This window comes from Stenotrophomonas maltophilia, assembly GCF_039555535.1.
GTDB classification, from domain to species: domain Bacteria; phylum Pseudomonadota; class Gammaproteobacteria; order Xanthomonadales; family Xanthomonadaceae; genus Stenotrophomonas; species Stenotrophomonas maltophilia_Q.
In genome coordinates this window covers 4,772,501-4,786,881 of the sequence record NZ_CP154630.1, presented here as the reverse complement: position 1 = coordinate 4,786,881, position 14,381 = coordinate 4,772,501, and the positions used below count along the sequence as shown (strand labels likewise).

Sequence of the window (14,381 nt, the reverse complement as noted above, 5' to 3'; positions counted from 1 at the left end):
GCTCGTCCCTGTCAGCCCTACAGACTTCTTTCGCTGCATGAAGCATCGCGAACGCATTGCCCGTTACCGCCACCTGCGCGAACAGCCCCAGTGGAAGCTGCTTGCCGCCGACCACGCCCCGGAAATCATCGGCCTGTTGCAGGGCCTGCTGATGGACGGCGAGCGCACGCTGCCGTCCTCGGTGCTGAACGAGCGACTGCAGCGCGCGCTGGACCAGCTGGCCGGCGATGAACTCTCGCGCGAGCTGCCGCGTACCGCCCAGGCCTACATCGCGCACTGGCTGGCCCAGGGCTGGCTGGAACGCCGTTTGCCCGAAGGCGCCGACCAGGAGCAGTACGAGCTGTCCACTGCTGCACTGCAGGCGATCCGCTTCGCGGACGGCCTCGAGCAGGCGCGCGTGGCCGCCACCGAAAGCCGCCTGGCGCTGGTCATTGAGCAGCTCTCGGCGCTGGCTGCGCAGACCGAAGCCGATCCTGATGCGCGCCTGTCCGCGCTGCACGACGAGCGCGACCGCATCGATGCCGAAATCGCCCGGGTCGGCACTGGCCGCGTGGTTGCGCTGGACGGCAAGCGCGCGCTGGAACGCACCCGCCAGATCATCGGCCTGGCCGACGAGCTGACCGAGGACTTCCGCCGTGTGCGCGATGACTTCGAGCAGCTCAACCGCGATTTCCGCGAACGCATCATCGACGACGAGGGCGAGCGCGGCGATGTGTTGTCGCAGCTGTTCGAAGGTGTGGATGTCATCGGCGAAAGTGACGCCGGACGGAGTTTCCAGGCCTTCTGGCGCCTGCTCAACGACGCCGAACAGAGTGCCCAGCTCGATGCCGCGCTGGAAGCGGTGCTGGCGCGTGGATTCGCGCGCCGCCTGGACCGCAACGAACGCAACTTCCTGCGCAGCTTCACCAGCACCATGCTCGAGCGCGGTGGCCAGGTGCACGATGTGCTGCAGAACTTCGCGCGCAGCCTGCGCGGCTTCGTGCAGAGCCGTGGCTACCTGGAACAGCGCCGCCTCAACCAGCTGCTGAAGCAGGCGCAGTCCGAAGCGCTGGCACTGCGTGACGAATTCCCCGCACAACGCGGCATCGGCCGCGACCTGCAGCTGACCACCAGCCGCCTGCGCTCGTGGTCGCAGTGGAAGCTGCACGATCCGCGCAGCGCCCAGGTCGATGGCAATGTCGAGTACAACGACGCGGCCGCAATCAGCCTGGAGAGCGTCGGCGACCTGGTCGCTTCGTCCGAAATCGACTTCCGTACGCTGCGCCAGGACCTGCACGACCTGCTCGACGCACAGCCGCGGCTCAGCATCGCCCAGGCTTTGTCGCAGCGCGAAGCGCCGCAGGGCCTCGGCAGCGTCATCGGCTACCTGTCGCTGGGCACGCGCTTCGGCAACGTGGTTGCCGGCGAGCAGGAGCTTGCGCAATGGCGTGGCGGCGACGGCCAGATCCGTCGCGCCCGCATCCCGCTGGTTTGGTTCACCCAGGAGAGACGCCATGAGCTGGCATGAAGATCCCATCGACGCACCGCAGGCCGACGTGGCGGAAGACGCCTACGAGGCCGAGCCGGTGACGGCCGTGGCGCAGCCCCGCCGTGGCAACGACGTGTATTACCTCGGCGATACCGGGCGCCTGCCGCTGGATGCGCGCCGCGCGCTGTGCCAGCTGCTGATCGGTCCCAGCATCGACCAGCTGCGCCACGCCAAGCTGTGGCCGGCGCTGATCCGCAGCGAAGCGGCCATCCGCTCGTCGCTGGCGGACCTGTTCCTGGAACTGGTGCTCGACCGTGACAGCGGCGTGGCGTTCACCCGCCAGGCCGATACCGAAGATGTCGACGCGCCTGTGCTGCTGCGCACCTCGCCGCTGACCTTCATCGACTCGGTGCTGCTGCTGTACCTGCGCCAGCAGCTGGCCGAGGCCGATGCGCGCGGCAATCGCGCGGTGGTCGCCGATGCCGAGATGGCCGAAGCACTGGCCATCTATGAAAAGAACCTGTCCACCGACCGCGCCGGCTTCAACCGCCGCGTCGCCTCGGCGGTGCAGAAAATGAAGGACAACCACATCCTGACCCGCCTCAGCGGCCAGGAAGACCGCCACGAAGTCTCGCCGGCGCTGAAGCTGCTGTTCTCCGCCGAAGACGTGTCCCAGCTCTCGGCGGTCTACCGCCAGCTGCGCGAAACCCCGGCCGCCGAGGCCTGAGAGACCCGACCATCGCATGGCTATCTCCAAGCACACTCCCGCCCTGTTCAACGAAGGCCTGCCGGACCCGCGCCTGCAGCAGTTCCGCATGCGCCGTCTGCAGGTGCACAACTGGGGCACGTTCAACGGCCTGACCGAAGTACCGATCGCCGAGCGTGGCTTCCTGTTCGTCGGCCGTTCCGGCTCGGGCAAGTCGACCCTGCTCGATGCCATGTCCGCGCTGCTGACGCCGCCGGCCATCGTCGACTTCAACGCCGCCGCGCGTGAAGCCGAGCGCAGTGGCCGCGACCGCAACCTGGTGTCCTACGTGCGTGGCGCGTGGGCCGACCAGCAGGACAGCGGCACCGGCGAAATCGCCACCCAGTACCTGCGCAAGGGCGCGACCTGGACCGCGCTGGTGCTGGAATACCGCGCCGGCGATGGCCGTGTGGTCAGCCTGGTGCGCCTGCTGTGGATCTCCGGCAACGGCACCTCGGCCGGCGATGTGCGCAAGCACTACATGATCGCCGAACGCCCGTTCGACATCGCCAAGGATCTTGGTGGCTTCGACCTGGACCTGCGCAAGCTCAAGCAGAAGCTGTCCGACCTGCACCACTTCGACACCTTCTCCGGCTACGCCGAGCGCTTCCGCGACCTGCTCGGCATCGACAACGAAATGGCGCTGCGCCTGCTGCACAAGACGCAGTCGGCGAAGAACCTGGGCGACCTCAACGTCTTCCTGCGCGACTTCATGCTCGACACGCCGAAGACTTTCGACGCCGCCGAGCGCCTGGTCAGCGACTTCGCCGAGCTTGATGGCGCGCACCAGGCGGTGGTCACCGCGCGCCGCCAGGTGGAAACCCTGCTGCCGGCACGCGCCTACTACAACGACCTGAAGGAAATGCACCGCCAGCGTGGCGACGACGAAGCGCTGAAGCTCGGCGTCGACAGCTTCCGCGAAAGCCGCCGCCAGGCGCTGATCGAAGCGCGCCTGCGCGAGATGGACGTGCGTGACCGTGGCCTGCTGGGCGAGGAAGCCCAGCGCCGTGCCGCACTCGACAATCACACCGAGCGCCTGGCCGAGCTGGAACTGCAGCGCCGCCAGCAGGGCGGTGAGCGCATCGAGGAACTGGAACGCGAGCAGGGCCGTGCCGAAGCCGAGCGCGACCGCCGCCAGGCCAAGCGCGAGCAGGCACGCCAGGCCGCGCAGCAGCTGCAGGCTGAACTGCCGGACGACGCGCACGGCTTCGCCGAGCTGGTCGAGCGCGCGCAGAACGAACTGCAGGACCGCCAGCGTGCCTCTTCGGCACTGGACGACGCGATCAGCGATCGCCTGGGCGGCAAGCGCGATGACGAGCGCCGCTTCGGTGAAGTCCGCGCGGAACTTGAAGCGATGCAGCGCACGCCGTCCAACATCCCGGCGCCGATGCAGAAGCTGCGCGCGCGCCTGGCCGAGGAAACCGGCATCGCCGAAGCGGCGCTGCCGTTCGTCGGCGAGCTGATCCAGGTCCGCTCGGAAGAGCAGGGCTGGCAAGGGGCCATCGAGCGCGTGCTGGGCGGCTTCGCATTGTCGCTGCTGGTCGATGACAAGCACTACAACGACGTCGCCGAGTGGGTGAACCGTACCCACCTGGGCATGCGCTTCACCTATTACCGCGTGCGCCGCAACGACGATGCGTTCGCCCGCGAGCCGTCGGCGAAGTCGCTGCTGCACAAGCTGGAACTGCGCGAGCACGTGTTTGAAAGCTGGCTGCGCCGCGAACTCGGCAAGCGCTTCGACTACGAGTGCGTGGACGCCAGGCAGCTGCGCAACGTTGACCGCGGCATCACCCGCGAAGGCCAGGTCAAGCATCCGGGCGACCGTTTCGAGAAGGACGACCGCAGCGCCGTTGGCGACCGCCGTCGCTGGATCCTCGGCTTCAACAACCACGACAAGGTCGGCGCCTTCGAGCGTGAAGCGCAGGAACTGGCCAAGCGCATCGCCGGCTGCGAGACCGACATCGCGCGCCTGCGTGGCCAGCGTGACCGCGACAACGAACGCCGCCTGGCCTGTCACGAGCTGGTCAGCATCAGCTGGAACGAGATCGATATCGCCGCCCCGCAGCAGCGCCTGAGCGATATCGAAGCGACGCTGCGCGACCTGCGCGAAGGCAACGCCGACCTGGCCAAGCTGGCCAAGCAGATCGACGCGGTGCGCGCGGACATCGAACAGTCGCGCCGCACCTATGAAGACGTCCGCGTCGAGCGTGGCCAGCTGGTCAAGGAGCGCGATCGCCTCGACCGCGCACGCCAGCAGAGCCGTGCGCTGGTGCTGCCGAGCCTGGCCCAGGAGCAGGAAGCCGGTCTGGCCGAGCGCCTGCAGGAGCAGGGCCCGCTCAGCCTGGAAACGCTGGAAGCGCACATGCGCCAGGTCAGCAACGCGCTGAACGAGCAGCTGTCCTCCTCGCAGCAGGACCTCAACCGCATCGAGAACCAGCTGGTCGGCTGTTTCCGCCGCTTCATCCAGCAGTGGCCGGAGGAATCGGGCGACTTCACCGTGTCGGTGGCGTCGGCCGAGGACTTCCTCGCCCGCCTCGAACGGCTGGAGCGCGATGGCCTGCCGCAGCACGAAGAGCGCTTCTTCGACCTGCTGCAGAACCAGAGCAAGAACAACCTGCTGGCCCTGCAGCGCCACAGCGCGGAGGCACGCAAGTCGATCGGCCAGCGCCTGGACGAAGTGAACGCCAGCCTGGAACAGGTGCCGTTCAACCGTGGCACGTTGCTGACCATCGAACTGAGCGACCGCCGCCTGCCGGAGGTGGGTGAGTTCCACCTGCAGCTGCGCGAGGTGCTGTCGCAGCAGCAGACCGAGCAGCGCGAGCTGGCCGAATCGCAGTTCACCGTGCTGCGGCAGCTGGTCAACCGCCTCGGCTCGCAGGAAGGCGAGGACAAGCGCTGGCGCGAGCTGGTGCTGGACGTGCGCATGCACGTGGAGTTCATCGGCGTCGAGCTGGATGCGGAAACGCGCCAGCAGGTCGAGATCTACCGAAGCGGCGCCGGCAAGTCTGGTGGCCAGCGCCAGAAGCTGGCCACCACCTGCCTGGCCGCCGCGCTGCGCTACCAGTTGGGTGGTGCCGACAGCCAGTTGCCCAGCTATGCCGCGGTTGTGCTCGACGAGGCCTTCGACAAGGCCGACAACGAGTTCACCGCGCTGGCGATGAACATCTTCGACAACTTCGGCTTCCAGATGGTGGTCGCCACCCCGCTGAAGTCGGTGATGACGCTGGAACCGTTCATCGGCGGCGCCTGCTTCGTCGAAATCAGCGGCCGCCACGACTCCGGCGTGCTGCTGATCGAGTACGACGAAGAGGGCAAGCGCCTGAGGTTGCCCGAACGCAGCCGCCAACAGGCCAACGAACCGGAAGAAGCCGAGGCCTGAGCGCCTCGGGCAATCCACCTGTAGAGCCGAGCCATGCTCGGCTGCCCTTCGCGACCTGAAACAACGTGCCAACCAAGGTTGGCACCTGCCACGTCATAACGCCCCTCAAGAACCGCGGAACGTATCCCACGCCATCCGCGCGATCAGCACCACCACCAGCCCCACGAACAGCTTGCGGATGAACGGCGTGCCGCCCTTCAGCGCCAGACGCGTGCCCACCACCGAACCGATGATGTTGACCGCTGCCATCGGCAGCGCGAACAACCACAGGATGTTGCCGGTCGGCACGAAGAACGAGATCGCCGCCACATTCGTCGCCAGGTTCACCACCTTCGATGCCGCAGAAGCACGCAGGAAATCCAGGCCGAAGAAGCGCACGAACAGGAAGATCAGGAAGCTGCCGGTGCCCGGCCCGAAGAAGCCGTCGTAGAAGCCGATCGCTGCACCGATGGCCAGCGCGATCGCCAGTTCACGGCGGCCGATCTCCTGCGGCCGGTGCAGCGCGCCGAAATCCTTCTTCCACAGCGTGTAGCCCAGCATCGCGATCAGCAGCACCAGCACCAGTGGGCGCACCGCGTCCTTGGGCAGCAGGCTTACCGCGGTGGCGCCGGCGAAGGAAAAGAGGAAGGCTGTGCCTGCCGCGAACAACACCGGCTTCCACGGGAAGCGCACATTGCGCGCATAGCGCCAGGCGGCTGCACCGGTGCCGAACATCGAACTGAACTTGTTGGTGCCGAACAGCATCGCCGGCGTCTGCTGCGGCAGCACGGTGAACAGGCCGGGTAGCTGCACCAGCCCACCGCCACCGACGGCGGCATCGACCAGGCCGGCGATGAAGGCGATCACCACCAGCCACCACAACTCAGGGGGAACCAGTTCCAGCACGGCGATCAATCGATGTGGGGGCGCGACAGCATACGCCTGTCCCGCACCGGCTGACCCGTGCCCCGCGTGGATCAATCCGCACAACCCGGCGACAATGCCCGCATGAGCCGAAAACCCTCCGATCCCTGTCCCTGCGGCCTTCCCGCCGATTACGCCGCCTGCTGTGGCCGTTTCCATGCCGGTGAGGCCGCACCCGATGCCGAGCACCTGATGCGATCGCGCTACAGCGCCTATGTGCGGGGGCTGGCGGACTATCTGCGCCAGAGCTGGCACCCGGATACCCGCCCGGCCGAGCTGGCGTTGGACGATGCGCCGGGCCAGCGTACGCACTGGCTGGGCCTGACCGTGCACGAACACACGGTCACCGGTGCCGACAGCGCCGAAGTACGCTTCACCGCCCGCTACCGCGTGGGCGGCGGCAGCGCGGTGAAGATGGCCGAGCACAGCCGCTTCCTGCGCATCGACGGCCGCTGGTACTACCTCGACGCTGTGTGAGCCTCAGCCGCCGCGTACCGCCAACACGCGCTGGCCGGCATGCGCGCGGACCTGGTTGCGGCCACCGTCCTTGGCTGCGTACAACGCCAGGTCGGCGGCCTTGATCACTGCGGCCGGCCGCCCATCCACGCGGCTGTCCGCCAGCCCGATGCTCACCGTCACCTGCACCGTCTGCCCGCTTCCGCCGCGCCCGCGCTGCTGGCGCCCCGTCTCATCGTCGCGGCTGCGGGTGCTCCGGTCGCGCAGCTGCATGCGGGTTTCCTCGATGGTCTGCCGCAGTGCCTCGACCGCATCCACGCAGGCCGCTGCGGGACGATCCAGGAACACCACCGCGAACTCCTCGCCGCCGTAGCGGAACGCCCGGCCACCGTCATCCACCCGGCCCAGGCGCGAGGCCACCAGGCGCAGCACATCGTCCCCGGTGTCGTGGCCGTGGGTGTCGTTGAACGATTTGAAGTGGTCCACGTCCACCATCGCGATGCTGTAGGTGCCACGCGCCCGTTGCAGGGTCTCATTGAATGCGCGGCGCCCCGGCAGGCCGGTCAGTTCATCGCGGAAGGCCATATGGAACGACTCCTGCAGCATCGCGCCCAGCAGCAGCAGCAGGGCCGCACTGGCCAGTGCCGGTAGCAGCACCGGCTGCAGGAACACCCTTGGCAGCATCCACCACAGGCACAGCAGGGCCAGCAGCATCGCCGTGTGCAGTGGGCGCGGATGCCGCCAGGCCTGCCAGCCCAGCGCGGCGGCTGCCAACAGGAACAGCAGGGCTGGCAGCTGTGCCAGCGCGTTCCAGTCGGCCGGAATCCAGCTCCAGTGGCGGTTGGACAGGAGATCGTGCATGCCACGCGGTTGCTGCGTGGCCAGCAGCAGGAAGATCATCAGCGCGGTGCCACTGGAAACGCCCCGCAGCAGCAGGTCGCGGCGGCGGCGGCCGCGCTCGGGCCACAACGCCAGGCCAGCGAACAGCAAGGGCAACCAGGCCGAAATGGCATGGAAGCGCAACGGTGTCAGCGCCGTGACATGGCCGCTGCGCAGGTAGCCACCCACGTCCTGGTGCAGCAGGGCGAACATCACGGCCACCACCAGCATCAGGCAGAGCGTACGCACCTGGTGGTAGAGCAGGGCAAGGCCGGCGCCGAGGCAGGCCAGCAGCCAGGGCAGGATGCGTTGGGCCGGACTGGCCACGTCTTCGTTGCCCAGTGCTGCCCACAGCACCACGGCAACCAGCACGGCGGGCAGCACGAACAGGTAATGCGCAGGCTGGCGGAGCGGATGCAGGGGCAAGCAGGAATTCCAGCGCGGTGACGACGCGGCCGCAGCATTGCCGTTAGCGGCGCCCGCACCGGCTTCTTGAGTGCGGCGCGGTCACGCTTGTGAACGCAGTGACGTCGAACCATGACGTCGCACTCACCCGCCGGCGCCGATGCTGCCGGCATGGACAGCGTAGCCGCCGCCGTCGCTGCCCCGCAGCGCGATCTCGCCCGCCAGTACGCACGTGTGCGGGACCGCAGCGTGCAGTTGGCGGCCCCCCTCAGTGCCGAAGATGCCATGCTGCAGAGCATGGCCGATGCCAGCCCCAGCAAGTGGCACCTGGCCCACACCACCTGGTTCTTCGAACGTTTCGTGCTGGCCGGCTTCCCGGCTGCACCGGCGCATGACCCTGGCTGGGATTACCTGTTCAACAGTTACTACAAGAGCATCGGCCCGGCGCATGCACGGCCGCAGCGCGGGCTGCTGTCACGGCCCTCGCTGCAGCAGGTGCAGGACTACCGCTGCCAGATCGATGCGCAGGTACAGTCACGGCTGGACGCGGGTGATCTCGACGATCAGGCGCTGCAGCACCTGCAGCTGGGCCTGCAGCACGAACAGCAGCACCAGGAGCTGCTGCTCACCGACATCAAGCACGCGTTCTGGTGCAATCCGCTGCAGCCGGCCTACCGCGAGGACCTGCCTACCACCCCCGGCGCTGCCAGTGCCCAGGGCTGGATCGAATCGCCCGAACGCATCGTCACCGTCGGCGCCGCCTCTTGGCCGCACCACGCCGTGTTCGCCTACGACAACGAATCGCCGCCGCACCGCGTGCTGCTGCCCGCCCACGCCCTGGCCGAACGCCCGCTCAGCAACGCCGAGTACCGCGCCTTCATCGACGCCGGCGGCTACCGCGAACCGCGCTGGTGGCTCAGCGAAGGCTGGGCACTGCGCGAAACCGAAGACTGGCAGCATCCGCTGTACTGGGATGACACCCTGCAGCGCGAATACACCTTGGGCGGCTGGCGCGAACTGGATCCGCACGCGCCGGTCTGCCATCTCAGCTACTTCGAGGCCGACGCCTGTGCCCGCTGGGCCGGAGCGCGCCTGCCCAGCGAGTTCGAGTGGGAGGCTGCGGCCGCGTCTCAGCCGGTGCGGGGTCACTTCGCTGATGACGATCATCTGCATCCCCAGGTGGGGCAGGGCAGCGGCCTGCGGCAGCTGTTCGGTGATGTCTGGGAATGGACCCACAGCGCCTACGGCGCCTACCCGGGCTTCCGCCCCTTTGCCGGCAACCTCGGCGAGTACAACGGCAAATTCATGTGTGGCCAATGGGTGCTGCGCGGCGGCAGCTGTGCCACGCCCCGTGGCCATGTGCGCGCCAGCTACCGCAACTTCTTCATGCCACCGGCGCGTTGGCAGTTCTCCGGCCTGCGCCTGGCCCGGGATCTGTCATGAGCACGGTGCACGACGCGCTGCAGGCGCTGACCGATCTCACGCCCGGTCGCCAGCAGATCCTTTCTGACGTGGTGGCCGGGTTGTCCCGCACACCGCGCCAGCTGCCGTCCAAGTACTTCTACGATGCACGTGGCTCGCGCCTGTTCGAACAGATCACCCGGACCCGCGAGTATTACCCCACGCGCACCGAGCTGGCCCTGCTTTCGCAGGTACTGCCGGACATCGCCCGCAGCGTCGGCCCGCACCTGCACGTGGTGGAGCTGGGCAGTGGCAGTGGCCGCAAGACCGCACTGCTGCTGGCCGCGCTGCGTGAACCGGTGGCGTATACCCCCATCGAGATCTCGCGTGCCGCCCTGCTGTCCAGCATCGACCATCTGGCCCCGGCGCTGCCCGAGGTCGAGATGCTGCCGGTCTGTGCAGACTTCACCCGTCCCGTTGCCGTTCCCATGCCCGAACGCGAACCCGCGCGGAGGTTGCTGTTCTTCCCCGGTTCCACGTTGGGCAATTTCGTCGAAGAGGATGCCATCGCGTTGCTGCGCGCGATGCGCCAGACCATGGGCCGTGATGGCCTGGCCCTGGTCGGCATCGACCTGCACAAGGACCCGGCCCTGATCGAGGCGGCCTACAACGATGCACAGGGTGTCACCGCCGCGTTCACCCTCAACCTGCTGGCCCGCCTCAACCGCGAGATCGGCAGCGACTTCGACCTGGACGGCTTCCGCCACCGCGCCCGCTACAGCACAGCGCGGCTGCGCATTGAGACCGATCTGGTCAGCCAGCGCGCACAGGACGTCCATCTGGATGGCCGCACTTTCCATATCGAGGCCAACGAACCGATCCGCGTCGAATACAGCCACAAGTACACCGACGACAGCTTCGAAGCGCTTCTGCTGCCAGCGGGCCTGCAGCTCGTGCGGCGCTGGGATGCTGAAAGCCCGGCCTATGGCCTGCGCCTGTTGCGCGGCATATAGCCACCGGCAGCCGGCGCCGCTTCAGGTTCGATGGCGACGCTGCGCCTAAGATGGCCCTGCAACGGCAACACGGAGGACGCCATGCCCATTCTGACCACGCTCGGCCTGGCGGCCGCGCTTGCCTCGGCGCCGACAGCGCCTGCCGCCCCTGCCGCCGGCATCGATCCGGCGTTCAGCCGCTGCCTGTCGGGCCTGCAGGCCACTGCTGCGACACAAGGAATCCGTCCCGACCGCTTCAATGAAATCACCGCCGGCCTCACACCCGACCCCAGCGTGCTCGGCCTGCTCGATGCACAGCCCGAATTCACTACGCCGATCTGGGACTACCTGGCCGCGCTGGTCGATCGCCAGCGCGTGGACGATGGGCGCGCCCTGCTGCTGCAGCACCGCGACCTGCTCGATCGCGTGTCGGCCCAGTACGGCGTCGATCCGGCCACCATCGTCGCGGTCTGGGGCGTGGAGAGCGACTACGGCCGCGTGTTCGGCAAGCGCCCGCTGCTGCAGTCATTGGCTACGCTGTCCTGCGCCGGCCGCCGCCAGCCTTTCTTCCGTGGTGAGCTGCTGGCCCTGCTCAAGCTGATCGACCGCGGCGACCTGCAGGCGCAGGGGCTCACCGGCTCCTGGGCCGGTGCTTTCGGGCACACGCAGTTCATGCCCAGCACCTATGCACGCATCGCCGTGGACGGTGATGGCGATGGTCGCCGCGATCTGGTCGGCAGCATTCCCGATGCACTGGCCTCCACCGCCAACTACCTCAAGCGCGCCGGCTGGCGCAGTGGCGAGCCGTGGGGCATGGAAGTGCGGATCCCCGCGGGTTTCAATGCCAGCCAGGCGGGGCGTACCCAACGTCGGGCCTTGGCCGACTGGCGCGTGCAAGGCGTGACCGCGCTGGATGGCAGTGCGTTGGCCCCGGCCAACCTCCCGGCCGACGCGCGTGCCGCCCTGCTGCTGCCGGCCGGCAGCAAGGGCCCAGCGCTGCTGGTGTTCCGCAACTACGACGCGATTTACAGCTACAACGCCGCCGAAAGCTACGCGCTCGCGATCGCCACGCTGGCCGACCAGCTGCGCGGCGGTACCGGGCTGGCCACGGCCTGGCCGACCGACGATCCCGGCATCGGCCGTGATGAGCGCCGCCAGCTGCAGACCCTGCTGCTGTCCCGCGGCCACGATATCGGCGCTGCCGACGGCATGATCGGCACCGCCACGCGTCGCGCGATCCAGGCCGAGCAGCAACGCCTTGGATGGGCCAATGCGGATGGGCGCGCCGGACAACGCATCCTGCGCGCGCTGCAGGAAGAGGCCGCCGCCATCGCACCCGCTGGGCAGAAGGCCTTGCCGGCGGCACGTTGACCGCGACATCATCGCCGCGGTCTTCAAGGAGCGTCATCGCATGCAGTTGAATCCGGACATCAGCACCGGCCTGTATCACGGCCTGGAGGCCTGGCACGTGCGCACCTCCAACGCGACGGCGGTCATCAGCGTGTTCGGTGGACAGCTGTTGTCGTTCATCCCCGAAGGGCAACCGGACCTGCTGTGGCTGTCGCCGCAACGCGCGGAGCTGCCGACGCCGATCCGCGGTGGCGTGCCGGTGTGCTGGCCGTGGTTCGGCCGCCAGGGGCAGGATGCTGATGCTCCCGCACATGGCCTGGTGCGAACCGCGCGCTGGGAGTTGCAGCACGCCGGGCAGAATGAGGCCGGCGACGTGGAACTGGGGCTGGCACCCTCCACGGCTGACCATCCCGGCCTGCGCCTGCAGATGCAGCTGCGCATCGGCCGCCAGCTGCGCCAGCAGCTGATCACCGAGAACACGGGAACGTCGCCGGTGACGTTCACCCAGGCCCTGCACAGCTACTTCCGCGTGGGCGATGCGCTCCGTGCCCAGGTCGATGGCCTTGATGGCCTGCAGTACCTGGACAAGTACGAGGACTACGCGCAGCTGCGCCTGCAGCAGGGGCCGTGGTCATTGCGCGACCCGCGTGACCCGGGCCGCAGTGATCGCATCTACAACGGTGCCGGCGGCCATTACGTGCTGCGCGATCCGGTGCTGCAACGGCGGATCGAGATCCGCAGCGAAGGCAGCCAGACCCTGGTGGCCTGGAATCCGGGCGCCGAGGCGGCGGCAAACATGGCGGATGTCGGCGATGGCTGGCGCGACTATGTGTGCCTGGAAGTGGCCAACGCCGGGCCTGGGCAGATGACCCTTGTGCCGGGCGCGCGCCATCAGCTGGTGCAGACCCTGGCCAGTTCCACGCTGTAAGCGCTGGCAGCAGTTTCAGTTTGTCGATGTGGGTAACAAGGATGGAAAACATGCAGGAAGCACAATGGTGGTACGCCAACGGCAGGCAGAGCGAAGGACCGGTGGATCTGGCCGGTCTTCGCCAGCTGCAGCAGGAAGGAACGGTTACGGCACGCACGCTGGTGTGGTGCGAAGGCATGCTCTCGTGGCGGCCGTTGGCGGAGCTGGAGCAGGTCTCAACACCCATCGCGGTGGCTCCGCCCCCGGATATCGACGCGATACCGGGGGTTGAGGGCATTGCGCCAAGTGTCGGCGACCCGTCCGATCCGTATCGTGCGCCTGCCGCTGCACCGGAGATGGCTGCGGCCGCCGGGCTGGAGGGCGAGATGGCCTTGTACGCCAGCGTGGTCGGCGGCAACTTCCCGGTCTACCGACAGCGCTGGCGCCTGGATCAAGGCATCGCCACGGGTGCCGGAACCTGGCACTGGCCGGCATTCCTGATCGGCCTGGTGTGGATGATGTACCGCAGGATGTACCGCCTCGCGGCGCTCTGGGTTGGCCTGCTGCTGCTGATCAGCGTGGTGGAGACCTTGCTGGATGTGCCGGATGGCCTGTCACTGGTCATCACCTTTGCGCTCAGCATCACCACCGGCATGTTCGGCAACAGCTGGTACCTGGCCCATTGCCAGCGACAGATCGCCCGCGCCCGTGCCGTGGCGGGGGGCGATGAAGCACGCATGCGCAACGAACTGGCCGCGCGTGGTGGCACCAGCGTAGTTGCCACACTGGTGGCCATCGTCATCATGCTGGCGGTGGGTACGGTTGGTGCTGTGCTGGCGGGATAGGCTGGATCAGCGACCCCCGCGGGGCCGCAATACCAGCAGGCACAGCGCACCGGCCACCAGGCCCCAGAACGCCGAGCCGATGCCGGCCAGCGTGACACCGGAGGCGGTGACCAGGAAGGTGACCAGTGCCGCCTCGCGGTCCCGCTCTACCGCCAGCGCACTGGCCAGGCTGTTGGCGATGGTGCTGAACAGCGCGATACCGGCCACGCAGGCCACCAGCTCCTTCGGGAAGGCGGCAAACAGTGCGGCAACCGTTGCACCGAACAGCCCGATGACGATATAGAAGGCCCCGGCGGCCATGGCGGCGGTATAGCGCCGTGTCGGATCTTCATGCGCATCGCGGCCCATGCAGATCGCGGCCGTGATCGCGGCCAGGTTCAGCGCGTAGGCACCGAAGGGCGCCAGCAACGTATTGACCACACCGATCCAGCCGATCAGCGGCGATACCGGCGCGTCGTAGCCGGACGCCCGCATCACCGCCACGCCCGGAATGTTCTGCGAGGCCATGGTGACCACGAACAAGGGCAGGGCGATGCCGGCCACCGCCGTCCAGGACAAGGAGGGGGTCACCCATTGCGGTACCGCCAGCTGCAGCTGCACCTGCTGTGCGTGCAGCAGGCCGCGGCTGGCCGCGACCGCGATACCGACCAG

General features: G+C 68.0%; 12 protein-coding genes (1 of these 12 cut by a window edge). 9 read left to right on the top strand and 3 right to left on the bottom strand.

All coding sequences use genetic code 11. The features are described 5' to 3' along the window. Positions 1–37 precede the first annotated feature (37 nt). Genes AASM09_RS21980 through AASM09_RS21970 form a run of 3 tightly spaced genes read left to right on the top strand, consistent with a single transcriptional unit; the run spans position 38 to position 5,592 of the window. Complete coding sequence (locus AASM09_RS21980) at positions 38–1,507, top strand: DUF3375 domain-containing protein (protein WP_049429215.1); 1,470 nt, start codon at positions 38–40, stop codon at positions 1,505–1,507. Then, positions 1,494–2,195 carry a DUF4194 domain-containing protein gene (locus AASM09_RS21975; RefSeq protein WP_049429216.1) on the top strand — a complete coding sequence of 234 codons (702 nt, stop codon included), beginning with the start codon at positions 1,494–1,496 and terminating at the stop codon, positions 2,193–2,195. Before AASM09_RS21980 ends, AASM09_RS21975 begins: the two co-directional genes overlap by 14 nt. Before the next feature lie 16 nt (positions 2,196–2,211). Continuing rightward, positions 2,212–5,592, top strand: coding sequence for an ATP-binding protein (locus tag AASM09_RS21970; protein ID WP_049429217.1), 3,381 nt, complete (start codon positions 2,212–2,214; stop codon positions 5,590–5,592). A gap of 105 nt (positions 5,593–5,697) precedes the next feature. On the opposite strand, the gene AASM09_RS21965 is transcribed toward AASM09_RS21970, so the two are convergent. Further along, on the bottom strand, positions 5,698–6,477 hold the full coding sequence (locus AASM09_RS21965) for a sulfite exporter TauE/SafE family protein (protein ID WP_049429227.1): 780 nt from the start codon (positions 6,475–6,477) through the stop codon (positions 5,698–5,700). A 102-nt stretch (positions 6,478–6,579) separates the two neighbouring features. On the opposite strand from AASM09_RS21965, the gene AASM09_RS21960 reads away from it, so the two are divergent. After that, complete coding sequence (locus AASM09_RS21960; RefSeq protein ID WP_049429218.1) at positions 6,580–6,972, top strand: YchJ family protein; 393 nt, start codon at positions 6,580–6,582, stop codon at positions 6,970–6,972. 3 nt (positions 6,973–6,975) lie between these two features. Here AASM09_RS21960 and AASM09_RS21955 read toward each other — a convergent pair whose 3' ends face one another. After that, the gene (locus AASM09_RS21955; RefSeq protein ID WP_049429219.1) at positions 6,976–8,256 is read right to left on the bottom strand and encodes a GGDEF domain-containing protein; all 1,281 of its coding nucleotides are present in this window, start codon (positions 8,254–8,256) and stop codon (positions 6,976–6,978) included. 150 nt (positions 8,257–8,406) lie between these two features. Between AASM09_RS21955 and egtB the strand changes: the two genes are divergently transcribed. From egtB to AASM09_RS21930, 5 genes are all read left to right on the top strand, one after another. After that, positions 8,407–9,678 (top strand): ergothioneine biosynthesis protein EgtB, encoded by a 1,272-nt coding sequence (egtB, locus tag AASM09_RS21950; protein ID WP_049429228.1) that lies wholly within the window; start codon positions 8,407–8,409, stop codon positions 9,676–9,678. Then, positions 9,675–10,649 (top strand): L-histidine N(alpha)-methyltransferase, encoded by a 975-nt coding sequence (egtD, locus tag AASM09_RS21945; RefSeq protein ID WP_049429220.1) that lies wholly within the window; start codon positions 9,675–9,677, stop codon positions 10,647–10,649. The genes egtB and egtD overlap by 4 nt, the downstream gene beginning before the upstream one ends. Positions 10,650–10,730: 81 nt before the next feature. Then, positions 10,731–11,999: a lytic murein transglycosylase gene (locus AASM09_RS21940; RefSeq protein WP_049429221.1), complete on the top strand. Its 1,269-nt coding sequence runs from the start codon at positions 10,731–10,733 to the stop codon at positions 11,997–11,999. Positions 12,000–12,039: 40 nt separating this feature from the next. Next, positions 12,040–12,906 carry a D-hexose-6-phosphate mutarotase gene (locus AASM09_RS21935; protein WP_049429222.1) on the top strand — a complete coding sequence of 289 codons (867 nt, stop codon included), beginning with the start codon at positions 12,040–12,042 and terminating at the stop codon, positions 12,904–12,906. A gap of 50 nt (positions 12,907–12,956) precedes the next feature. Then, positions 12,957–13,730 (top strand): DUF2628 domain-containing protein, encoded by a 774-nt coding sequence (locus AASM09_RS21930; protein ID WP_049429223.1) that lies wholly within the window; start codon positions 12,957–12,959, stop codon positions 13,728–13,730. A 6-nt stretch (positions 13,731–13,736) separates the two neighbouring features. On the opposite strand, the gene AASM09_RS21925 is transcribed toward AASM09_RS21930, so the two are convergent. Then, a protein-coding gene (locus AASM09_RS21925; RefSeq protein WP_049429224.1) for a benzoate/H(+) symporter BenE family transporter crosses the window boundary here: on the bottom strand, positions 13,737–14,381 show its 3' portion. It continues 543 nt past the right edge of the window; the window shows 645 of its 1,188 coding nt (coding positions 544–1,188); the start codon falls outside the window, past its right edge; its stop codon occupies positions 13,737–13,739.